The sequence below is a fragment of the Pseudomonadota bacterium genome, assembly GCA_011049115.1.
Classification (GTDB): Bacteria; Desulfobacterota; Anaeroferrophillalia; order Anaeroferrophillales; family Tharpellaceae; genus DSCM01.
This window is the reverse complement of record DSCM01000102.1, coordinates 43,544-64,916: the sequence shown is the minus strand read 5'-3', so window position 1 is coordinate 64,916 and position 21,373 is coordinate 43,544. Positions and strand designations below refer to the sequence as shown.

The window sequence follows — 21,373 nt, the reverse complement described above, 5'->3', positions numbered from 1 at the left end:
GAGAATATTGTTTAAATCATGGGCCACGCCTCCGGCCATCAGACCGATGGTTTCCATGCTCTGGGCCCGATGCAGCTGTTGTTCGAGTTCCCGCCGCCGCTGCTTCTCCTCTTCTTTCAGGGTTGTTATCGCGGCTGCTGCCGCGATAACAACGCAGCACGTTGTTTACATCAAAAAAAGGTCGACCGTTGGTTTCAAAGAGCACGCATTTTCCAGTTTTGCTCAGGGTGGCGCTGACAAAGTTGGTAAAGCCCTGTTTTCGCATGAGAATCTTGCCGACCTCTTTCCGCGCACGCTGGGCCTCCGTATCTTCCGTCAGGTCATACGGCGTCTTGCCGATCAATTCCTCAAGAGTCATAGCCGAGCAGGGTTGTAACGTTGGGGCTGATATAGGAAAAACGCAGTTGCTTGTCCATTTCCCAGATCAGGTCATGGGATGATTCGACCAGCACGCGATATTTTTCTTCGCTGCGACTCAGTTCCCGGGTGCGTTGGTTGACCACCTTGGCGAAGTTCGCGGTTGAGACGAGCGTGAAGGCGAGGTCATGATTCTGAAGAAATTCAGCCGCGTAATCCCCTTTCTGCATCGCGATGGTTTTTTTGCCGTTCAGGTCGGCCAGAGTAGTGATGTCAGGTCTTTGCGCACGGATGAAGATCAGGGCCGGCCACCTCCCAGGTCACCTCGGTGAAAGCAAAATCACGCTTACGTCCTAGACTGTGAAAGAGGCTGGTGATGACGTCGGCCCGCCCGTCGAGGACCGCGGCCTGGGCCTCGGCAAAAGAAGCGTCCTGAAAGACGGCCTTAAAACCAAGTTCCGTGGCGATCCAGGAGACCAGCTCGATACACATGCCTTTTCGATTGTTGTCGGCGGCGATAAACTCGAAGGGGGGATAAAGCGTTTGACTGATGAAAACGATTTCTTTCTTTTCCTTAAGCCATTGCTGCTCGGCCGCGGAGAGGAAGGTGGCGGCCGAGTTTTCCGCCATAAACGCCGAAACACCAGACAGAATGGAATAAATCAGGAGAAAACGGCATAAGAGCCTAGGTTTTGAGGTTTTCATGGAGTGTCTCTCGCACCAGACCAAAGAGTTCGAACGGTGTTTTCGCTGGACCTCAGCCCGACTGCTTGGGTGGAAACTGACGCGCGGCGATAAGTTCAAGTTTTCTTTTACGAGACAACTTCTTGAGCGCAACTTCCCGGCGGCTGGCAAAACTGCGGTCTCCGGCTTCCTCCCAATAGACCAGCTCCGCCGGCAGGCGCGAACGCGTATAGCGGGCCCCCTTTTTTTCGTGATGCGCCCGCAAGCGTGAAACCAGATCATTAGTGATGCCGGTATAAAGGGAACCGTCGCTGCAACGCAGCATGTAGACCCGCCATTTTTTCATTGAAAAATAATTGATGATTTATCTATAAATTGTTATGCTTAGTTTTTCAGTGCTCTGTATAACGCCGAATTCAATTTCAATGAGCTTGTTATCTTAAAAAAAATACGTAACCGTCCAGTTGACCCGGAAAACCAGAGGGAAATTCGCCATCCCGATTTCCCTGCGATTTTCATGGTTTTCAAGTCTTTAAACAGGCTGATAGCAACTGCGCTGAATAGTTGCAAAAATATGTTTTAAAGTCAAGAATTGTTTTAAAGCCCGCTGGACAGTCCCTGCCGACTGTGCTAGGGCTATTTCCGAGGTAGTTTTTTGACGGCTTATCTTTTTGTTTTATTTGGAATGGAGTTGCCGGTGCCGGTCAAGCGAAAAGTGTTGGTTTGGGGAGGTTTTTTTATCGGGCTGTTGTCCTGGCTTTTTCCGTCCGGGCCGCGTCTGAGCGCGGCCGCGGCCACCAGTACCAGTCATGGTCTGGCTCTGCATGGCGAACTCAAATATGGCCCTGAATTCACCCATTTTACCTACGTCAACCCGAAGGCGCCTAAAGGCGGCCGGCTGTGCCAGGCGGTGATCGGCACCTTTGACAGCTTCAATGACCATATTCTGAAAGGGGTGGCGGCGGCCGGTATCGGTATGATTTACGATACCCTGATGGCCGCGGCCGAGGATGAACCTTTCAGTCAGTACGGTCTGCTGGCGGAAAAGGTTGAGCTGGCTGCGGACCGCAGTTTCGTGATTTTTGACCTGCGTCCGCAAGCCCGCTTTCATGACGGTTCACCGGTGACGGCCGAAGACGTGGTTTTTACCTTTGAATTGCTGCTGCAAAAAGGTCAACCCATGTACAAGCGCTATTACGCCGACGTAACCGGCGTCGCAGCCCTGGACCAACACCGGGTCAAATTCACTTTCAAGGATGGCAAAAACTCAGAATTGCCCCTGATCGTCGGCCAGCTAGAGATTCTGCCCCGACATTTCTGGCGGGACAAGGAATTTGACGTGGCCGATCTGACGGTGCCGCTCGGCAGCGGTCCTTATCGTCTGAAAGACTTTGTTCCCGGCAAGTCGGTCACCTATGAAAGGGTCAAGGATTATTGGGGGGCGGATCTGCCGGTTACTTCGGGACGCTATAATTTCGATCTTCTGGTTTTTGACTATTACCGCGACGCCACCGTCGCCCTGGAGGCTTTCAAGGCCGGAGAATACGATTTTCGCCACGAAAATGTTTCCAAAAACTGGGCCACTCTTTATCAGGGGCCGCAATTTGATAGCGGCAGGATTATAAAAAAAGAGATCGCCCATGAGATTCCCCAGGGCATGCAGGGTTTTGTTTTCAATACCCGGCGGTCGTTGTTTGCCGATCGCCGGGTTCGTGAAGCTCTGATTTACGCCTTTGATTTTGAGTGGAGTAACAAGAATCTCTTTTACAATCAATATCAGCGCACGCAGAGTTATTTCAGCAATTCCGAATTGGCCGCGGTCGGTCCGCCGTCAGCGGCCGAAATGGCCCTGCTTGAGCCTTTTCGGCCGCAACTGCCGGCCGAGGTTTTTAGCGACAGCTATCGGCTGCCGACCACCACGCCTCCGGCGTCCCTGCGGGCCAATCTCAGGCAGGCTGCGGCCCTGCTGGAACTTGCCGGCTGGCGGGTTGTCGATCGTAAACTGGTCGATCAAAAGGGCAAACCTTTTGTCTTTGAGATCATGTTGACCTCTCCCGCCTTTGAGCGGATTGTCCTGCCTTTTAAAAAAAATCTTGAGCGCCTCGGTATTGAAACCGTGGTCCGGGTCATTGATACGGCTCAGTATCTTAATCGCGTGCGCGAATTTGATTTTGATATGGTCGTCTGGAGTTTTGGTCAGTCCCTTTCTCCCGGCAACGAACAACGCAACTACTGGCATTCGGAGGCTGCCGAGGTTTTCGGCAGTCGCAACCTGGCCGGGATCAAGGATCCGGTGGTCGACGCTCTGGTTGAAGCGCTGATTCAGGCTGAAGATCGACGCAGTCTGGTTAACCGGGTGCGGGCCCTGGACCGAGTGTTGCAGTGGGGGTTTTACGTGCTGCCGCACTGGCATATCAGCACCTTTCGCATCGCCTACTGGAATAAATTCGCCCAGCCCGAGACCGTGCCCCGCTACGGTCTCGGGCTGATGACCTGGTGGAGTTTGCAACCCTGAAATGTTTGCCTATACCATTCGCCGGCTGCTGCTGATTATCCCGACCCTGATCGGCATCCTGACGATTAATTTCTTTATTATTCAGGCCGCTCCCGGCGGTCCGGTGGAGCAGCTGGTCGCCCGCCTGGAGAAAAGTGGCGAGAGTGCCACGGTCCGGGTTGCCGGGAGTGAAAACGCCGAGCTGAAAAGCCGCGCCGGGCAGAATTCGGCCGATCGGGGGAGCTATCGCGGAGCTCAGGGGCTCGATCCCGAACTAGTCGCAGAAATCGAGAAACTCTACGGTTTTGACCAGCCCCTCCATAAACGTTATCTGAAGTTGCTTCGGGATTATCTTTGTTTTGATTTCGGAGAAAGTTTTTATCGCAATAAACGAGTGGTTGAACTGCTCATTGAAAAGATGCCGGTTTCGATTTCTCTCGGGGTCTGGAGCACGTTGATTATTTACCTGGTTTCGATTCCCCTGGGCATCGCCAAGGCGGTGCGACACGGCAGCCGTTTCGATATCTGGTCGAGTACCATAATCATCATCGGCAATGCGATTCCGGTTTTTCTGTTCGCGGTCCTGCTGGTCGTGCTGTTCGCCGGCGGCAGCTATCTTAGCTGGTTTCCGCTGCGGGGACTGGTCTCCGACAATTTTGCCAATCTCAGTCCGGGGGGCAAGGTTATCGACTATTTTCACCATCTCGCCCTGCCCGTGACCGCCATGGTGATCGGCGGTTTCGCGACCCTGACCATGCTTACCAAAAATTCGTTTCTGGATGAAATCGGCAAGCAATACGTCATCACGGCTCGCGCCAAGGGTTTGAGTTTCAAGGAAGTGCTTTACGGTCATGTTTTCCGGAACGCGATGCTGATTATCATCGCGGGTTTCCCGGCCGCTTTCATCAGCATGTTTTTTGCCGGCTCCCTGTTGATCGAGGTGATCTTTTCCCTCGACGGGCTCGGGCTGCTGGGTTTCGAGGCCACGATCGGTCGGGACTATCCGGTGATGTTCGCGACCCTTTATCTTTTCACGCTGCTGGGTCTGCTTACCAATCTGATCAGCGACCTCTGTTATATGGTGGTTGATCCTCGAATCGATTTTGCGGAACGAGATGCATGAGCCTGTTTTCGCCTGATTTTTTTTCCCATCCGCTTCAGCGCCGCCGCTGGCAACGTTTCCGGGCCAACCGGCGGGGCTACTGGTCACTCTGGATTTTTCTCCTGCTTTTCGGGCTCAGCCTGGGCGCGGAAGTGATCGCCAATGACCGTCCCTTGCTGATTCTGTACGGCGGCCGTCTGTATGCGCCGGTCATGCGGGACTACGCCGAGACCGATTTCGGCGGGGAGTTCGCGACCGCGGCTGATTATCGTGATCCTTATCTAGCGGAGTTGATTCGCGCGGGCGGCGGCCTGGTTATCTGGCCGCCGGTGCGCTATCATTATGACACGATCAATTATAATCTCATGCAACCGGCCCCGTCGCCGCCGTCGGCGGCCAACTGGCTCGGAACCGATGACCAGGGACGCGATGTTTTTGCTCGCCTGTTGTATGGTTTCCGCATTTCGGTCTTCTTCGGTCTTTGCCTGACTCTGGTCGGCTCCGTGATCGGGATTACGGCCGGAGCGCTGCAAGGCTATTATGGCGGCTACATCGATTTGTTCGGCCAACGCTTGATCGAAATCTGGTCGGGTTTGCCGGTGCTTTATCTGCTGATTATCCTTTCCAGTTTTGTTCAGCCGAATTTCTGGTGGCTGCTCGGGATCATGCTGCTTTTTTCCTGGATGAGCCTGGTTGGCATGGTCCGGGCCGAATTCCTGCGTGGCCGCAATCTCGATTATGTCCGGGCCGCGCGCGCCCTGGGAGCCGGAGATTTGACCATCATGTTCCGTCATATTCTGCCCAATGCCGTGGTCGCGACCGTAACCTTCGCGCCGTTCATTCTCAACGCTTCGATCACAACTTTAACCTCGCTTGATTTTCTGGGTTTCGGCATGCCCCCGGGTTCGCCTTCGCTGGGAGAACTGCTGGCCCAGGGCAAGGCCAACCTGCATGCCCCCTGGCTGGGGCTGTCGGCTTTTTTTATTCTGGCGGTCATGCTGAGTTTGTTGGTTTTTATCGGGGAAGGGGTGCGGGATGCCTTTGATCCGCGACGGGGGGCGCGAGGTTTACGCCATGAAACCTGATTTCAAGGTTATCTTCCGTTTACTCAAGATTCTTCTGGTGTCGGCGTTCGGCGTCCTGCTGCTCGGCGGTTTCTGGTTCTACCAGGCCCAGGAACAAGCTGTTGAAAAAAAGGTCGAGAATGATCTCGGCGCGATCGCGCGACTTAAGGCGGAGCAGATCGCCGCCTGGCGCAAGAATCAGCTGCAAGCGGCCGCCGCCCTGCAAAATTATTTCTTTCTGCTGCAAAGCGTGACCTCTTTCATGGCCGGGCAAGGTCAGGAACAACGCCGCGATCTGCTTCTGCGTCTGCGTAACCTGGCGAAACGCCACGGCTACGCAGACATCATGCTGGCGGACCCGGGAGGACAAGTGCTGCTCAGCCTGGTCGCGGCTCCTGATTGCCGGTGCGACTTCGAGTCCGCCCTGGCGCAGGCCTGGAGTGCACATGCTCCCGTATTTACCAGTCTCCACCTGGAATCGAGCGACACGTTTCCGCATCTTGCGCTGATCATGCCGCTTTATCATAAAAACGGATTAAGCGTTTTGCCGCTGGCCGCGTTGATCATGGTCAATGACGCCTCAAGCTTTCTCTATCCCCTGGTCCGTTTCTGGCCGACGCCCAGCGACAGCGCGGAAACCCTGCTGGTGCAACGCGACGGCGACGAGGTTTTATTTCTCAACGACCTGCGGCATCGTTCCGACACCGCTCTTAAATTACGGCTGCCTTTGAGCCGGACCGAGACTCCAGCCGTCATGGCCGGATTGGGCCGGCAAGGCTTTGTGCGGGGCAGAGATTATCGCGGCGTCAAGGTGGTCGCGGTCATTCTTCCCATTCCGGATTCTCCCTGGATCATGATCGCCAAAATCGATGAAGCGGAAGTCTTTGCCGAATGGCGTTTCCGCTCGGCCCTGATTCTGGCCTTGTTTATGTTGCTGGCCGCCTGCATCGGCGCGCTCGGATTGGTTATGGGACAACGCAACAAAAAGGCTTACTACCGGGCCTTGTATTTTTCCGAGGCGGCGCTGCGGGCCGGTGAACAACGCCACCGCGTGACCTTAAAAGCCATCGGCGACGCGGTCATCGCCACCGATGGTCGGGGGCTGGTGGAGCTGCTCAATCCGGTAGCCGAAAACCTTACCGGCTGGTCTCAGGCCGAGGCCTGCGGCCGCCCGCTGACCGAGATTTTTCGCATTATCAACGAGGAAACCCGAAATCCGGTCGAAGATCCGGTGGCCAAGGTTCTGCGTCAGGGAACGATCGTCGGCCTGGCCAACCACACCCTGCTCGTTGCCCGCGATGGGGTGGAGCGGCCCATCGCCGACAGCGGCGCACCTATTCGGAATGAAAAGGGCGTGATCAGCGGCGTGGTTCTGGTCTTCCGTGACCAGACCCGGGAGCGCGAGGCGGAGCGCACGCTGCGGGCCGAGCTGGCCCGCAGCCAGAGTTATCTGGACACGGTTGAGACTGTGATTGTCGCCCTGGACGAGAAGGGCGATATCAGTCTCATCAACCGTAAGGGTTGCGAATTGCTGGGCCGGCGAGCGGCAGAACTCAAAGGCCGCAACTGGTTTGACAACTGCCTGCCCGCCGAGAACAAGGATGAGGTGTCCGTTTTGTTCTCGCAGATCGTGGCGGGCAAGGTCGAGCCCTTTGAATACCATGAAAATGAGGTGATCGCCTGTAACGGCGAACGTCGCACCCTTGCCTGGCATAATGCTCTCTTGCGGGACGAGACGGGCGCCATTACCGGGGTTCTGAGCGCCGGCGAGGATATCAGCGAGCGCAAAATAATGGAGGAGCGGTTGCGGCATGTAACTGCCGTGTTAAGAGGCTTGCGCAAGGTCAACCAATTGATCATCCATGAGAAGAACCGGGAAATTCTGTTGCGCCGGGCCGGCGAAATCCTTGTCGAAACCCGCGGTTATCATTCCGCCTGGGTCGCCTTGCGCGAGGGCTTGGGGGAACTGCGGGTTGTGGCCGCAGCGGGGGTCGGCGACAATTTTGCCAAGTTGCGGAGTGAGCTTGAAAACGGCGTCTGGCCGGAATGCTGCCGCCGGGCCCTGGCCGGACCTGAGGTTGTGCTCGGGCATGGTACGAAAGCTGATTGCCATGTTTGTCCTCTGGCTCATACCTACGGCGACACGGCGGCCCTGGCCGGGGCTTTGCGCCATGCCGGCGAAGAGTATGGCGTCCTCGTGGCCGCTCTGCCGGTTGGGGTGGCAGACGACGTCGAGGAACGGGCTCTGTTCGCAGAACTCTGCGGCGACCTCGCTTTCGCCTTACACGGTCTTGCCGTCGATCAGGAACATGATAAACTGCGGACTCAGCTCAACCAGGCTCAGAAGATGGAAGCCGTCGGCCGTCTGGCCGGAGGCGTGGCCCACGATTTCAACAATATTCTCAGTGTCATCATCGGTTACTCGGAACTGGCGTTGAATAAAGTGGCAGCTGAAACGCCGTTGCATAAGGATCTGCAGGAAATTCTGGCCGCGGCCGCACGATCCCGGGATATCGTTCGGCAGTTGCTGGCCTTCGCCCGCAAAGAAAACATTGCGCCCCAGGTTCTCGACCTGAACGCCGGGGTGCAGAACATGCTTAAGATTTTGCGGCGACTCATCGGAGAGGATCTTGACCTGGTCTGGCATCCGGGAAATGATTTGTGGCCGGTGCTGCTGGACCCGTCGCAACTCGATCAGATTCTTGCCAACCTCTGTGTCAACGCCCGGGATGCCATCAGCGATGTGGGCAAGGTCAGTATTGAGACGGCCAAGGTAAGCTTCGACGAGGCTTATTGCGCGTTGCACGCGGAGGCCGCGCCCGGCGATTTTGTGTTGTTGGCCGTCAGTGATGACGGTTGCGGCATGGACCGCGAGATCGTGGCGCAGATCTTCGAGCCTTTTTTTTCCACCAAAGGGGCCGGCCGGGGCACCGGCATGGGGTTGTCCACGGTGTACGGAATCGTCAAACAGAACCAGGGTTTTATCAATGTTTACAGTGAACCGGGCGAAGGCACCAGCTTCAGGATTTATCTGCCGCGGTATATGGGGGCAGAGCTTCCGGAGAAGCCTGTGCCGGTTCCCGAAAAGATTCATCCGGGCGCCGCTGAAACCGTGCTGGTGGTGGAAGATGAATTTCCCATTCTTGAGCTGGTTAAAACCATTCTCACCCAACTCAACTACAGGGTTTTGACCGCGCCGACCCCTTCCGACGCTTTGCGGATGGCCGCCGAGCATGACGGCGAGATCGACCTGTTGCTTACCGACGTGGTGATGCCTGAAATGAACGGCCGGGAACTGTCCGGACGCTTGCAGGCCCTGTACCCAAAGCTTAAGTGTTTGTACATGTCGGGATATACCGCGAACGTGATCGTGCACCGGGGGGTGCTCGACAAAGGTTGCCAATTCATTCAGAAGCCTTTTTCAACCAGGGATCTGGCCGCCAAAATCAGGATGGTGCTGGCCGACAAATGATGGGGTTTAACGCGTGTGTTTCCGGCAACGGTTGACCGGGTTTTCTTGAGCTCGTCTTCCCCCGTGGTCAGGCCGGAAATCGCGGCGCGGGAGCTGTTTTTTAAGATTCAAAATGGCCCCGATTATAAAGGAGCGTTGTCATGGACTGGTTTAGACATCTCAGGGGTAAAGTCAAAGCTGTTATTGAGCTTTGGGGTCATGGGCGCCCTGCTGGTCGGCTTGTCCCTGACCGCCTATGATAAACTCGCCCTGATGCAAAGGCTTGAGCGCTAGATGGTTGACCAGAGTTATGCGGCCTTGATGGCCTTACTGGAAACCCGCTCCGATCTGAATCGCATTCGGGGTTCCTTGCTGGGACTGCTGGTAGCCGAGAATGTCGCCGCCACGAGTACTTTAAAGCGCGAAATTGAGGACAGATTGCAGGAGATTGACCTTGCCGTTGATCAGGTCAAGACCTTTTTGCACAAGCATGCGCTCGCCGGAGAACTCAAACTGGTTGCCGAACTGGAGCATGATCTGGAGGCCTATTGTTTGGATCTCGCGCAACAGCTTAAACTGATTGGCGCCGGTAAAGCCGACGAAGCGCGTATGATCGGCACGGGAGCGCAAAAAGCGCGTTTTGAACGAATGCGTGCAACTTTGATCGCGGTTGACGAGGGGCTGCGAAAATATATCGCCACCAGGGTGGGCGAATCCGCGCGTCTGCTGAACCACGCGGTCATCACGTTTGTGATCATCGCGCTGGCGGCGATTTTATTTGCCCTTTTCATAGCCTGGGTAATGAACCGGGTGATCGCCTTTCCGTTACAGCAAATCACCGCCGCGGCGGAGCGGGTCGCCGCGGGCGATCTGGGCGTGCGCACATAAATTTTGACTCGTGATGAAATCGGCGGGCTCGGCGCGGCTTTCAACGACATGGCGGCTAAACTGCAAAGACAGGAGCGGCTGCGCGAGGGGCGGAACCGGCTGAACGAACACCTGCGGGGTGAAAAGGACCTCGTGACGCTCGCCGATGAAATTATCGCCTGTGTCGTCGAAGTCGTTGACGCCCAGTTGGGGAGCGCTTTTTCTGTTTGTTAACGGCCGGCTTCGTCTGACCGGTCGCTATGCCTACCGTAAACACGAGGCGGTGTCGGAGGTCTTTGCGGTTGGTGTGAAGGGTTGGTGGGGCAGGCGGCGGCCGGGAAAAAGCCGCTGTCGCTGCACGATGTGCCGGCAGACTATGTCATGATCGGATCGGCCCTCGGCCAACTGGGCCCCCGGAATATTCTCGCTGTGCCCTTCCTGTTTGAGCAGGAGCTCATGGGGGTTATTGAAATTGCCTCGCTTAAGCCGTTCTCGGCTCTGCACCGGGACTTTTTTGACCTGGTGACCGATTCGATCGGGATCGCCGTCCAGACCGCCCAATCGCGGGAACGCATGAAGGAACTGCTCGAGGAGTCGAAGCGCTTAACCGAAGAACTTCAGGTTCAGCAGGAGGAGTTGAGGGTTGCCAACGAGGAGTTGGAAGAACAGACTTTGCGCTTGCAGGAATCCGAGGAAAATCTCAGGCGGCAACAAGAGGAATTGGAGCTCACCAATGAGGAGCTCAAGGAAAAAAATGATCTGCTTGAACGCCGGACCCGGGAAATCGAACGTGCCGGAAAGGTCGTGAAGGAAAAAGCCGAGGAAGTGGCGCTGGCCAGCAAGTACAAGTCCGAATTCCTGGCGAACATGTCGCATGAACTGCGAACGCCGCTGAACAGCCTGCTGCTGCTCGCTCAAGGTCTCGCCCGAAACCAGGATGGCAATCTGGCCGCCGATCAGGTGGAGTCGGCGAAGATTATTCACGCCGCCGGTAACGATCTTCTGAACCTGATCAACGAAATTCTGGATCTGTCTCGAATCGAGGCCGGGCGCATAGATTTGCGTTTCGGACCGGTGTCGGTCAGCGAGCTTGCCGAACGCGTCCGCACATCTTTCGGGCATCTGGCCGAGGAAAAGGGGATCAGCCTGAAGGTGGTGATCCGTGAGGACGCGCCCGACGAAATTACCAGCGACCCCAAGCGCGTCGAACAGGTGATTCGCAACCTTGTCTCCAACGCCGTCAAATTCACGGAGACCGGCGGCGTCACGGTCACCTTCGCTCAGGGTCGGATCCGCGCTCCGCGACAGCTCGCCATCAGCATCACCGACACCGGAATCGGCATCGCCCGGGAACAGCATAAGGTGATTTTCGAGGCCTTTTAGCAGACCGACGGCAGCACGGCGCGAAAATACGGCGGCACGGGACTGGGGCTGTCGATTTCCCGCGAAATCGCAACCCTGCTGGGCGGTGAAATCCAGCTGGATAGCGAACCGGGCCGGGGATCGACGTTTCGCCTTGAACTTCCGGTTGAAGCTCAGACAGCCCCTGAAAACGGAGCGCGGTCGGCGAAAAAACATGCCGATGTCCAGACTGCAGAGCCCCGGATTCCACCCCCGATAAACGACGATCGTGATCTTCTCAGCGCCACTGACCGGGTTATTCTGATTATTGAGGACGATTTACGTTTTGCCGGGCTCCTGCGGGATAAATGCCACGAGAAAGGCCTGAAATGCCTGGCCGCGGCGACCGGGGAAATCGGTCTGGAACTCGCGGTCAAACATCTGCCGGAGGCGGTGATTCCCGACATCGGGCTTTCCGGTATGGACGGCTGGACGGTCCTGGGGATGCTCAAGGAAGATGTTCGCACCCGTCATATTCCCGTTCATGTGGTATCCGTTGAAGAACCCACGACCGAATCGCGCAGCCGCGGCGCGATCAGCCACGCCGTCAAACCTTTGAACGCGGAAGAACTCGAACTGACTTTCCGCCGGCTCGAACAGGTTGCCGCCGAACATTCCAAGCGGGTGCTGGTGGTCGAGGATGATCCGGAGATCCGTCATGCGACGGTGGCGCTGGTCGCCAGCGCTGACACCACGGTTGACGAGGCCGCGACCGGGGCCGAGGCCATGACCGCGCTGCGTGCGGAAAACTATGACTGTCCCGTTCTCGATCTGCGGCTGCCGGACATGGACGGCAACGAGTTGCTCACCGAGCTTGAACGCGAGGGGGTTGAATTACCGCCGGTGATCGTGCATACCGCCCGGGATCTCAGCCGCGACGAGGAAAACAGATTGCGCGAACACGCGCAATCTGTTTTGATCAAGGATGTGCGTTCCCAGGAGTGACTGCTGGATGAAGTCTCGCTGTTTCTGCACCGGGTGGTAAATCGCATGCCGGAGGCGTAGCAAAAGGTCATTCACGAATTATACGAAACGGATGAAAGGTTGCGGGGCTCGCTTCCCGTATTAGGGCAAAAAACAGTGCCGGTAAGGGTGGCTGAATGAGTTGTAAAGCTGAGATGGTTTTGGCGGAGAGGACTTGATATGGCTCAGAAAGACAACCGCAATCAAGACGTTTTTCCCGCTCCGGAGGTAGGCGCGCACATTTTGACCGCGAAGTCTTGTGGGCTTGCCTCAACTCCTTTTCGTCCGTTACGGCAGAAGGTTCTGATTGTGGACGACCACCGGGAAAACCTGGTCGCCCTGCGTCAGGTCCTGAGCGCCGTGGATGTCGAAGTCATCGAGGCCGGCAGCGGGAATCAGGCCCTGACCATGACGCTCTCGCACGATTTTTCCCTGGCGATTCTCGATGTGCGGATACCCGGCATGAACGGCTACGAGCTGGCCGAGTTTTTGCGGGGTGACCCCAAAACGAAAAATCTGCCCGTTATCTTCATGACCGCAGCTTACGGCGAGGAAGAAGACCTGTTCAAAGGCTATGAACTGGGCGCGGTTGAATATATCGTGAAACCGTACAAACCGGCCGTCTTGTTGGCTAAGGTACGTGTGTTTCTGGAACTGCAGCGTACCCAGAAGGAACTGGCCCGGAGAATCATGGAACTGTCCGCCTCTGAAGAAAGATATCGGACCCTGGTGACGACGATCCCCGACATCGTCTACCGTATCGACACCGAGGGCCGTTTTACGTTTCTGAACGACGCCGTGAAACTTTTAGGCTACAGCTCTGAAGAATTGATCGGGCTGCCGTTTGCCACGATTGCCCTGCCCGCCGAGGTTGAGAAAGTCAGTCGCTAAGCTGTCCTTCCCGGATTAGCGGGCCGGAAAACCGGTGACGAGGAAGCGCCCAAGCTCTTTGATGAACGTCGAACGGGTTCCCGCAAGACCCTGGCCATGGAGTTGCACCTGCTTGCGTGCGGAATCGATCAACCCGTGCCCGCGGAGTTGCACCGTGGCGGTCAAACCGGGTTCATCGGCGAGGTTAACAGTTCCGGCCTGTATGGCGCCGTTAATGGCGGTTTACCCACTTTTCTGGGCACGGTCGGTATTATCCGCAACATCTCCCGACGCAAAAAGGTCGAGGACGAATTGGCCCGGTACCGACAGGGACTGGAGGAAATGGTCGCGGAACAAACCGGAAGAATCCAGTTTCTGAACGAAGTTCTGCAGGGTGTCCGCAGCGTCAATCAGCTGATCGTGCGGGAAAAGGATCGTGACCGCCTGATTCAGGCCGTATGCCGGAATCTGGTTCGTGAACGCGGGCTCAGGGGCGCCTGGATTGTGCTGAACGATCACTTGCCGAAAAAGGTTGAGGGGGCGCAGAGCGGATTTGACCCCGATGCCTTCGCTCGTTTTTTGGGCCGGGCCGCGGAGGGGGAAAATCCTGTCTGCTGCGAGGGGGCACTGACCAATGATCCGGCGACCTCCTGCGAAAGCTGTCCCCTGGGAGGCCAATATGAAAAATGCGCCGGCATGACCCTCGCGCTCAGGCATAAGGGCCGGCAGTACGGCTGTCTGGGGGTTCTGGCGCCGCCGGAATTTGTGGGTGACGCTCAGGAAACCTCGCTGCCGACCGAAATCGCCGGTGACATCGCTTTTGCGCTGCACGGAATCGAGGTGGAGGCCGAGCGTCTAAGATCGGAACAAACCCTGCGCACCATCTTCGATTCGGCCGGCGACGGCATTCTGTTGGCAAAGGTCAAGTCAGGCCGTCTGGTCGCGGGCAATGAAGCGCTCTGTCGCATGCTGGGCTACTCCGTTACGGAACTTCACGAACTCTCGGTTTCCGACTTCTGCCCGGTGGATCGGCTGGCGGACTTTCGGGCACGATTGGCACCGTCGCCCCGCGATAAGATCGTGGTCATGCAGGATGTTCAGCTCAAGCGCAAGGACGGCAGTTTCTTTTCAGCCGATATCAACGCCGTGTTGGTTGAATTGGACAACCGTCTTCATGGCGTCGGCATTGTCAGAAATATTACCGTTCGCAAGAACCTTGAAGCTCAGCTTCACCAGGCTTAGAAAATGGAATCGGTGGGCCGTCTGGCCGGAGGCGTGGCCCATAATTTCAATAATATGCTCAGCGTGATTATCGGTTATACGGAGATGGCGCTGGAAGGGCTGGACCCGTCCACGCCTCTGTATGCCGATCTGGAGGAAGTGCTTGACGCCGCGAACCGCTCCGCGGCGATGACCCGGCAATTGCTGGCTTTCGCCCGCAAACAGAAGATCAACCCCAAAGTGCTTGATTTAAATATGACCGTGGAAAGTCTGCTCAAAATGCTGCGTCGGCTTTTGGGTGAAAACCTTGATCTTTTCTGGCGTCCGGGAGTGGGCTTGTGGCCTGTTTATATGGACCCGTCTCAGGTCGACCAGATTCTGGCCAACCTCTGCGTCAACGCCCGGGATGCCATCACCGATGTCGGCAAGGTCACCATTGAGACCGATAACGTATCCATTGACGAGGCCTACTGCGCCGCTCACGCCGGATTTATTATTCCCGGTGCCTTCGTTCTTTTAGCCGTCAGCGATGACGGCTGCGGCATGCCTCCGGAAATCATCGACAATATTTTCGATCCTTTCTTCACGACCAAGAAAGCCGGCGACGGCACCGGCCTGGGTCTGGCCACGGTTTACGGTATCGTCAAACAAAATAAAGGTTTCATCAATGTTTACAGCGAACCGGGGAAAGGCTCAACCATCAGGATTTATCTGCCTCGTCATCAGGGTGAAGACGAACCGGGCGCGGAGCCGGAGGTGACGACAGTTCCCGTGGGTCAAGGCGAAACCGTGCTGCTGGTCGAGGATGAAGTTTCCATCCTGAAACTCGTCAAGGCGATCCTCGAACGGCTGAATTATCGAGTGCTGGCCGCCGAGACCACGGATCAGGCTCTGAACCTGGCTGAGCGGCACGCGGGTGAAATCAGCCTGCTGATCACCGATGTGGTCATGCCGGTCATGAACGGTCGTGATTTGGCGGAGCAACTGCGCCGTCAGTATCCGGCAATGAAAGCCATGTTTATGTCCGGATACTCGGCCAATGTTATTGTCCATCGGAGCTTGCTGGATCAGGGGGTGATTTTTATTCAGAAGCCTTTTTCAAATCGGAATCTGGCGATCAAGGTGCGCGAGGCTTTGAACGGATAAAACGAAAACGGGTCAGGGCGTATGCCGCCCGTCACGGAAGCTAATTTGTAACCCTGGATAGACAGACGTGAGAATTAAGTTTGATGACTCAGCCTTTACTTGAAATCAAGAATCTTTCCGTGGCTTTCGGACGCGGGCCGGAACCGCTTTTGGCGGTGGATCGACTGTCCATGGCGATTGCTCCACATGAAATCGTGGCCCTGGTGGGCGAAAGCGGTTCCGGCAAATCGGTGACCGCCCATTCGATTTTGCGCCTGCTGCCTTATCCGGAAGCCTGGCATCCCGGTGAGGGGCACATCTTTTTCAAGGGCCAGGAGATTTTTACCCTGCCGGAAAGCCGCATGCGGAATCTGCGCGGTAATCGAATCGGCATGATTTTTCAGGAACCCATGACCTCGCTTAATCCGCTGCACCCGATTGTCCGCCAGATCGGGGAAAGCCTGAGACTGCACGGGGGGGGCGAGGGCCGCCGGGAACTGCGGCAAAAGGTTCGTGAACTATTGGAAATGGTGGGTATCGAAGACGCCGCTCGCCGTCTTGACGCCTATCCGCATCAGCTTTCCGGCGGTCAGCGGCAGCGGGTCATGATCGCCATGGCCTTAGCCAATCAGCCGGACCTGTTGATTGCCGACGAGCCGACGACGGCTCTGGACGTGACTGTGCAGGCCCAGGTACTCGACCTGTTGCGCGATCTGAATAAACGTCTGGGCATGGCGATGCTGTTGATTACTCACGATCTGGGAGTGGTCCGGCGTTATGCCGACCGGGTCGCGGTCATGACCGGTGGCCGTATTGTCGAAACCGGTACCTGTCGAGAGATTTTTGCCCGCCCGCAACATGTTTACACCCAAAAACTGTTATGCGCCGAACCCTCCGGCCGGCCCCCGGCTTTGAAAACGGGAAACGACTACCTTCTCGAAGCCCGTGATCTCAAGGTCTGGTTTCCCCTGCGTCGAGGTTTCTGGCGCAGGGTTCGGGATCATGTCAAAGCCGTGGACGGGGTTTCGCTGGCCATTCGCGCCGGGGAAAGTCTCGGCCTGGTGGGTGAGAGCGGCTCGGGAAAATCGACCCTGGGCTTCGCCCTGTTGCGTCTGCTGGCGGCAAAAGGTGAGATTTGTTTCGCCGGCCGTGATATCACCGGATTGAAAGGTGCGGCGCTGCGCGCCTTGAGACGTGATCTTCAGGTTGTTTTTCAGGATCCTTTTTCCAGCCTGAGCCCACGCCTGACGATTGACCGAATCGTCGGCGAAGGCCTGGCTCTGCATGGTCTGGGTGATTCCCGGCAACGCTTGCGGAAGGTGATCGCCACGCTGGCCGAGGTCGGTCTCGACGAAAGCTGTCTACGCCGTTATCCGCATGAGTTTTCCGGTGGCCAGCGGCAGCGGATCGCCATCGCCCGAGCCCTGGTTCTCGAGCCCCGGTTGCTGGTTCTGGATGAACCGACGTCCTCGCTGGACCGGTCGGTTCAGGCCCAGGTGGTCGATCTGCTGCGGGCCCTGCAGGAAAAACATAATCTGGCCTATCTTTTTATCTCGCATGATCTTAAAGTAATCAGGGCTCTGTGCCATCGCATCATGGTGCTGCACGAGGGAAAAATCGTTGAAAGCGGAGCGGCCGCGCAGGTGTTTAACCATCCGGTTCATCCATACACGCAAACCCTGCTGGCGGCGGCGCTGACCTGATCAGCCCAAGGAGTGACCATGCCGAAAAATCTGGTCCTGGTCGGCGGCGGGTATGCTCACCTTAAGACCCTGGCCGGTCTGCATGAGTTTGTCCGGCGCGGACATCGGGTAACGGTGATTCAGCCTTCGCCCTGACATTACTATTCCGGTATGGGACCGGGGCTGCTCGGCGGTTTCTATGAGCCCGAGGAGATCCGTTCCCCGACCCAAGCCCAGGTTGAGAAAAATGGCGGTTGTTTTATTCAGGAGCGGGTCGTGCGCATCGCGGCCGAAAAACGGGAACTGGAGCTTGAATCCGGAGAAACGCTGGGCTACGATATCCTGTCGTTGAATACCGGCAGCTACGTCCCGCATGGCATGATCAGGGAAAAAGCCGCCAATATCTTCATGGTCAAGCCGATTGCAAGTCTGCTCGCGGCCCGGACCTTTATTCGTGATCGCCTGCGAAAGCGCAAGCTGACGGTCGCCGTGGTCGGCGGCGGCCCGGCCGCGGTCGAGATCGTGGGAAATCTCCGGCGTTTGGGGGATAAGGCGGGTTGTAATCGTCTCTGTTTTAAGCTTTGCGCCGGCAGAAAACTGCTGGCTCGTTTTCCCGTCGGCGTCAGACGGCGGGTTACAGCGTCGCTGAAAGGACGCGCTATTGAAGTGCTCGAAGAAGGTCATGTCAACGCGGTTTATGGCGATCAGCTTGAACTTGTCTCAGGTTTACGGATTAATTTCGATGCCGTTCTGATTGCCACCGGGGTCCGGCCCCTGGTTCCGGCGGTGGAAACCGGCCTGCTGGTGCAAGGGGGTGGAGGCCTTGCGGTAAACCGTTTTCTTCAGTCCTGGTCTTGTCCCGAAATTTTCGGTGGGGGCGACTGCATCGCTTTTACGGAACAGCCGCTTGATAAGGTCGGGGTCTACGCCGTGCGGCAAAATCCAGTACTTTTTTATAATCTGCGGGCTGCCCTGGAGAACCGCCCACTGCGCCCTTTTTCCCCCGGGGGCGACTATCTGCAGATCTTCAATCTCGGCGACGGTAGTGGCTTGCTGTACAAATGGGGATTGACCTGTTCCGGCAAAAGCGCTTTCAGGCTCAAAGATTACATTGATCGCCAGTTCATGCGCCGCTTTACATAAAATAAGAGTACCTATTCAGCCAACCAGAATATCCTGCTTTCCATGGTTATATACGAGTGTCTAAGCGCTTGGCTGAATGAATTACAAAGAAGATTGACAGCTGCGGAAAAGGAGCGCGCCGGGCGAGAGCGGCCTCGTTTTTTCACCGTTGCCCGGGTCAAGGATGTATCACCAGGCAGTTTAAAAGGCGGGTTTACATGAAGGTAGCCCCTTATCAGAAGACCGCGACTGAGCTTTTTGCTGAATTAGTTTGTGACGGGCAAGGCCTCTCAGAAACCGAGGCCACCGCCCGGCTCGAAAAATACGGCTTCAATCGACTCAGAGAAATGCCGCCGCCTCATCCGCTGCGGATTTTTCTGGAGCAGTTTAAAAGCTTCATTATCTATATTCTTCTCTTTGCCGTGGCTTTCGCTCTGGCTATCGGTGAGTATGTCGATTCCCTGATTATTGTTGCGATAGTTCTGGTCAATGCGTTTATCGGGTTTTTTCAGGAATTCGGGGCGGCGCGTTCGCTGGCGGCATTAAAAGAGATGACCGAAGTCGAGGCCACGGTGCTGCGGGACGGCAACTGGCGCAAACTCAAATCACGCGATCTGGTCCCGGGCGATCTGGTCAGTCTGGTGGGCGGCGATCGGATTCCCGCCGATGCCAGGGTCCTGGAGGCGAATCGCCTGCTTGTCGATGAAGCCGTTCTGACCGGGGAAAGTCTGCCGGTAACTAAGACGACCGAGGTTCATACTCAGGTTCTGGAGCTCGGCGACCGTAAAAACATGCTCTTTGCCTCAACCGCGGTCGTCAGCGGTCGGGGGCTTGGGCTGGTGGTCGCCACCGGCATGGAAACCGAGATCGGCGCGATTGCCGGCCTGGTTGAGAGTGCGGTCGAGGAAGTAACCCCACTGCAACGCCGCCTTGATCGCTTTGGCCATCGTTTAGGCCTGGTGATCATTTTCATTTGTCTGATGGTCATGGTCCTTTCCTGCGGCAAGGAATATCTGCAGTTTCATAATGTCAGTCGTGAGTCGCTGATCGCCTTTTCCTTTATCGCCATCAGCCTGGCGGTGGCGGCGGTACCCACGGCCCTGCCGGCGGTGGTGACCATCGCTCTGAGCATCGGGGTTAAACGCCTGCTGCGCCGCAAGGCCTTGGTCCGGCGGCTGGCTGCGGTTGAAACCTTAGGCAGTTGCGATATTATCTGCAGTGATAAAACCGGAACTCTGACTTGTAATCAAATGACCGTGGTCAGGGCCTGGACCCTGAATCGGGAAATAGCTTTGGATGGGGAATCGCTTTCCGGCGCCTTGGAAGAGGTTGAGAAACTGCTTTTTACGGGTGGAGCTCTTTGTAATGACGCTGAAATCAAAGCGGGGGCGTCAGGCCGGGAAAAACGGGGTGACCCCACGGAAATCGCCCTGCTGATCAGTGCCGAGCAGGCCCATTGCCGAATCAGTGCGGCTCGGGTTGATGAAATTCCGTTTGACGGGCAGCGTAAAATGATGAGCGTGACGGTGATCGAGAACGGCGCTTTCAGGCTTTACGCGAAAGGAGCGCCGGATTCGATTCTGAAGGTTTGCGCGCAGGTTCTGCTAGACGGTGAAGTTCTGCCCCTGGATGAGAACCTGCGGCGTCTGATCGCCGGTCGTAACGATTTTTACGCCGGACAAGCCATGCGGGTTCTGGGCTTTGCCGTTAGTCCTTTGTTGCAGGCCGAAACCAGTCTGCCGGCTCGGGAGGAAGGGTTGATTTTTATTGGTTTGCAAGCCATGCTAGACCCCCCACGTGCCGATGTCAGAGCGGCAATCGTCAAAACCTATGCGGCCGGCATCAGGGTCATTATGATCACCGGAGATTACCGCGAGACCGCCCGGGCTGTCGGCAAGGAGGTCGGTATTGAGGGCGGTATTCTGACCGGAGCCGAGCTCGCCGGGATGAGCGATGCCGAACTGCGCGAACGTCTGGCCGGAGACACTAACATCTTTGCCCGGATGGTACCCGAACACAAACAAAGGATTGTCACCCTTTTACAGGAACTTGGCCATATTGTGGCCATGACCGGGGACGGGGTCAACGATGCTCCGGCCCTGAAAAAGGCCGATATCGGCATCGCCGTCGGCAGTGGTACTGATGTTGCCAAGGAAGCCGCCGATTTTGTTCTGCTGGATGACAGCTTCACTCATATCGTCAATGCCATCGAAGAGGGCAGGGGCATCTATGACAATATTCAGAAATCAATCATGCTCCTGCTTTCCGGTAATCTGGGCGAGGTTCTGATTATTTTTTTGGCGGTGCTGCTGGGCTGGAACCTACCTCTGACCGCAGTTATGCTGCTCTGGATCAACATGGTTACCGATGGGGCTCCGGCGCTGGCCTTCAGTGTCGACGGTTACGGGCGCAATATTATGCGGCGACCACCCAAGAAAAAGGATGAGCCTTTGCTGACCGGAGCCAAGTTGGGATTGATTGCTTTTATGGGGGTGACCGGCACCTTGCTGGGGTTGTTTCTCTTTTACCACTTTGGCGGGGTTGCCAGTTCGGAGGACCAGCTCAGCAAGGCGCGAACCGTGGTCTTCAATTTTGTGGTTCTTTATGAGATGATTCTGGTTTTCCTGATTCGCAAAGAATATGAAGTTCCCTTTTTTTCCAACCTGTGGGTCTGGAATTCCATCATCTTTTCGCTCTTACTGCAGGGTGTCCTCATGTATACGTCGTCGCTAGCGTTCTATTTCAGGATCACTCCTCTGAGCTTTTTCGATCTGGCCTGGATTGTGTCCCTTGGCTTGTTGTTCAGTCTTGTTTTTCTGGTTTACCGGTTTTCCCGGAGCTTATCTCTGAAGAAACCATCGCTCTGAGCCTTGTCGTAAAACGTCAAGCCAGCGCCGAAAGTTTGTTTCTGCAGATGCAATCTATCGCCGCCAACCTGAAGTTGGATTTGACTTGGTTGAGATAGACCTG

General features: G+C 56.3%; 17 protein-coding genes and 2 pseudogenes. 15 read left to right on the top strand and 4 right to left on the bottom strand.

What is annotated here, in order from left to right; genetic code table 11:
- Positions 1-16: 16 nt before the first annotated feature.
- The 4 genes from ENN66_09335 to ENN66_09320 are packed head-to-tail and all read right to left on the bottom strand — an operon-like array spanning position 17 to position 1,387.
- Positions 17-358 carry a hypothetical protein gene (locus ENN66_09335; protein HDS16786.1) on the bottom strand — a complete coding sequence of 114 codons (342 nt, stop codon included), beginning with the start codon at positions 356-358 and terminating at the stop codon, positions 17-19.
- Positions 348-587, bottom strand: a complete 240-nt coding sequence (locus ENN66_09330; GenBank protein HDS16785.1) for a PAS domain S-box protein — start codon at positions 585-587, stop codon at positions 348-350. The genes ENN66_09335 and ENN66_09330 overlap by 11 nt, the downstream gene beginning before the upstream one ends.
- Before the next feature lie 43 nt (positions 588-630).
- A complete protein-coding gene (locus ENN66_09325) occupies positions 631-1,062 on the bottom strand; it encodes a transporter substrate-binding domain-containing protein (protein ID HDS16784.1) in 432 nt (143 codons plus the stop codon).
- A gap of 52 nt (positions 1,063-1,114) precedes the next feature.
- Positions 1,115-1,387, bottom strand: coding sequence for a GIY-YIG nuclease family protein (locus ENN66_09320; GenBank protein ID HDS16783.1), 273 nt, complete (start codon positions 1,385-1,387; stop codon positions 1,115-1,117).
- Positions 1,388-1,726: 339 nt separating this feature from the next.
- On the opposite strand from ENN66_09320, the gene ENN66_09315 reads away from it, so the two are divergent.
- From ENN66_09315 to ENN66_09245, 15 genes and pseudogenes are all read left to right on the top strand, one after another.
- The gene (locus ENN66_09315; protein HDS16782.1) at positions 1,727-3,556 is read left to right on the top strand and encodes an ABC transporter substrate-binding protein; all 1,830 of its coding nucleotides are present in this window, start codon (positions 1,727-1,729) and stop codon (positions 3,554-3,556) included.
- 1 nt (position 3,557) lies between these two features.
- Complete coding sequence (locus ENN66_09310; protein ID HDS16781.1) at positions 3,558-4,658, top strand: microcin C ABC transporter permease YejB; 1,101 nt, start codon at positions 3,558-3,560, stop codon at positions 4,656-4,658.
- Positions 4,655-5,722 (top strand): ABC transporter permease, encoded by a 1,068-nt coding sequence (locus ENN66_09305; protein ID HDS16780.1) that lies wholly within the window; start codon positions 4,655-4,657, stop codon positions 5,720-5,722. The genes ENN66_09310 and ENN66_09305 overlap by 4 nt, the downstream gene beginning before the upstream one ends.
- Complete coding sequence (locus ENN66_09300) at positions 5,673-9,173, top strand: PAS domain S-box protein (GenBank protein ID HDS16779.1); 3,501 nt, start codon at positions 5,673-5,675, stop codon at positions 9,171-9,173. Before ENN66_09305 ends, ENN66_09300 begins: the two co-directional genes overlap by 50 nt.
- Positions 9,174-9,446: 273 nt before the next feature.
- A complete protein-coding gene (locus ENN66_09295; GenBank protein HDS16778.1) occupies positions 9,447-10,040 on the top strand; it encodes a HAMP domain-containing protein in 594 nt (197 codons plus the stop codon).
- A gap of 3 nt (positions 10,041-10,043) precedes the next feature.
- The gene (locus tag ENN66_09290) at positions 10,044-10,253 is read left to right on the top strand and encodes a hypothetical protein (GenBank protein ID HDS16777.1); all 210 of its coding nucleotides are present in this window, start codon (positions 10,044-10,046) and stop codon (positions 10,251-10,253) included.
- An 81-nt stretch (positions 10,254-10,334) separates the two neighbouring features.
- A complete protein-coding gene (locus ENN66_09285; GenBank protein HDS16776.1) occupies positions 10,335-11,402 on the top strand; it encodes a GAF domain-containing protein in 1,068 nt (355 codons plus the stop codon).
- A 42-nt stretch (positions 11,403-11,444) separates the two neighbouring features.
- Positions 11,445-11,552, top strand: a pseudogene (locus ENN66_09280) (ATP-binding protein).
- A gap of 261 nt (positions 11,553-11,813) precedes the next feature.
- Positions 11,814-12,365 (top strand): response regulator, encoded by a 552-nt coding sequence (locus tag ENN66_09275; GenBank protein ID HDS16775.1) that lies wholly within the window; start codon positions 11,814-11,816, stop codon positions 12,363-12,365.
- Positions 12,366-12,563: 198 nt separating this feature from the next.
- A complete protein-coding gene (locus tag ENN66_09270; protein ID HDS16774.1) occupies positions 12,564-13,274 on the top strand; it encodes a response regulator in 711 nt (236 codons plus the stop codon).
- A gap of 96 nt (positions 13,275-13,370) precedes the next feature.
- Positions 13,371-14,495: a PAS domain S-box protein gene (locus ENN66_09265; GenBank protein HDS16773.1), complete on the top strand. Its 1,125-nt coding sequence runs from the start codon at positions 13,371-13,373 to the stop codon at positions 14,493-14,495.
- Positions 14,496-14,498: 3 nt separating this feature from the next.
- Positions 14,499-15,620 carry a response regulator gene (locus ENN66_09260; protein HDS16772.1) on the top strand — a complete coding sequence of 374 codons (1,122 nt, stop codon included), beginning with the start codon at positions 14,499-14,501 and terminating at the stop codon, positions 15,618-15,620.
- Positions 15,621-15,703: 83 nt separating this feature from the next.
- On the top strand, positions 15,704-17,302 hold the full coding sequence (locus tag ENN66_09255; GenBank protein ID HDS16771.1) for an ABC transporter ATP-binding protein: 1,599 nt from the start codon (positions 15,704-15,706) through the stop codon (positions 17,300-17,302).
- 18 nt (positions 17,303-17,320) lie between these two features.
- Positions 17,321-18,424, top strand: a pseudogene (locus ENN66_09250) (pyridine nucleotide-disulfide oxidoreductase).
- A gap of 197 nt (positions 18,425-18,621) precedes the next feature.
- On the top strand, positions 18,622-21,270 hold the full coding sequence (locus ENN66_09245) for a cation-translocating P-type ATPase (GenBank protein HDS16770.1): 2,649 nt from the start codon (positions 18,622-18,624) through the stop codon (positions 21,268-21,270).
- The last annotated feature ends 103 nt before the right edge of the window (positions 21,271-21,373 follow it).

Bases quoted from the DNA above. Each gene is read 5' to 3' on its own strand.
- ENN66_09265 (HDS16773.1), top strand. From the start codon at position 13,371: ATGGAGTTGCACCTGCTTGCGTGCGGAATCGATCAACCCGTGCCCGCG.
- ENN66_09245 (HDS16770.1), top strand. From the start codon at position 18,622: ATGAAGGTAGCCCCTTATCAGAAGACCGCGACTGAGCTTTTTGCTGAA.
- ENN66_09315 (HDS16782.1), top strand. From the start codon at position 1,727: ATGGAGTTGCCGGTGCCGGTCAAGCGAAAAGTGTTGGTTTGGGGAGGT.
- ENN66_09325 (HDS16784.1), bottom strand. From the start codon at position 1,062: ATGAAAACCTCAAAACCTAGGCTCTTATGCCGTTTTCTCCTGATTTAT.
- ENN66_09270 (HDS16774.1), top strand. From the start codon at position 12,564: ATGGCTCAGAAAGACAACCGCAATCAAGACGTTTTTCCCGCTCCGGAG.
- ENN66_09300 (HDS16779.1), top strand. From the start codon at position 5,673: ATGCCTTTGATCCGCGACGGGGGGCGCGAGGTTTACGCCATGAAACCT.
- ENN66_09330 (HDS16785.1), bottom strand. From the start codon at position 587: ATGCAGAAAGGGGATTACGCGGCTGAATTTCTTCAGAATCATGACCTC.
- ENN66_09320 (HDS16783.1), bottom strand. From the start codon at position 1,387: ATGAAAAAATGGCGGGTCTACATGCTGCGTTGCAGCGACGGTTCCCTT.
- ENN66_09260 (HDS16772.1), top strand. From the start codon at position 14,499: ATGGAATCGGTGGGCCGTCTGGCCGGAGGCGTGGCCCATAATTTCAAT.
- ENN66_09310 (HDS16781.1), top strand. From the start codon at position 3,558: ATGTTTGCCTATACCATTCGCCGGCTGCTGCTGATTATCCCGACCCTG.
- ENN66_09335 (HDS16786.1), bottom strand. From the start codon at position 358: ATGACTCTTGAGGAATTGATCGGCAAGACGCCGTATGACCTGACGGAA.
- ENN66_09295 (HDS16778.1), top strand. From the start codon at position 9,447: ATGGTTGACCAGAGTTATGCGGCCTTGATGGCCTTACTGGAAACCCGC.
- ENN66_09255 (HDS16771.1), top strand. From the start codon at position 15,704: ATGACTCAGCCTTTACTTGAAATCAAGAATCTTTCCGTGGCTTTCGGA.
- ENN66_09305 (HDS16780.1), top strand. From the start codon at position 4,655: ATGAGCCTGTTTTCGCCTGATTTTTTTTCCCATCCGCTTCAGCGCCGC.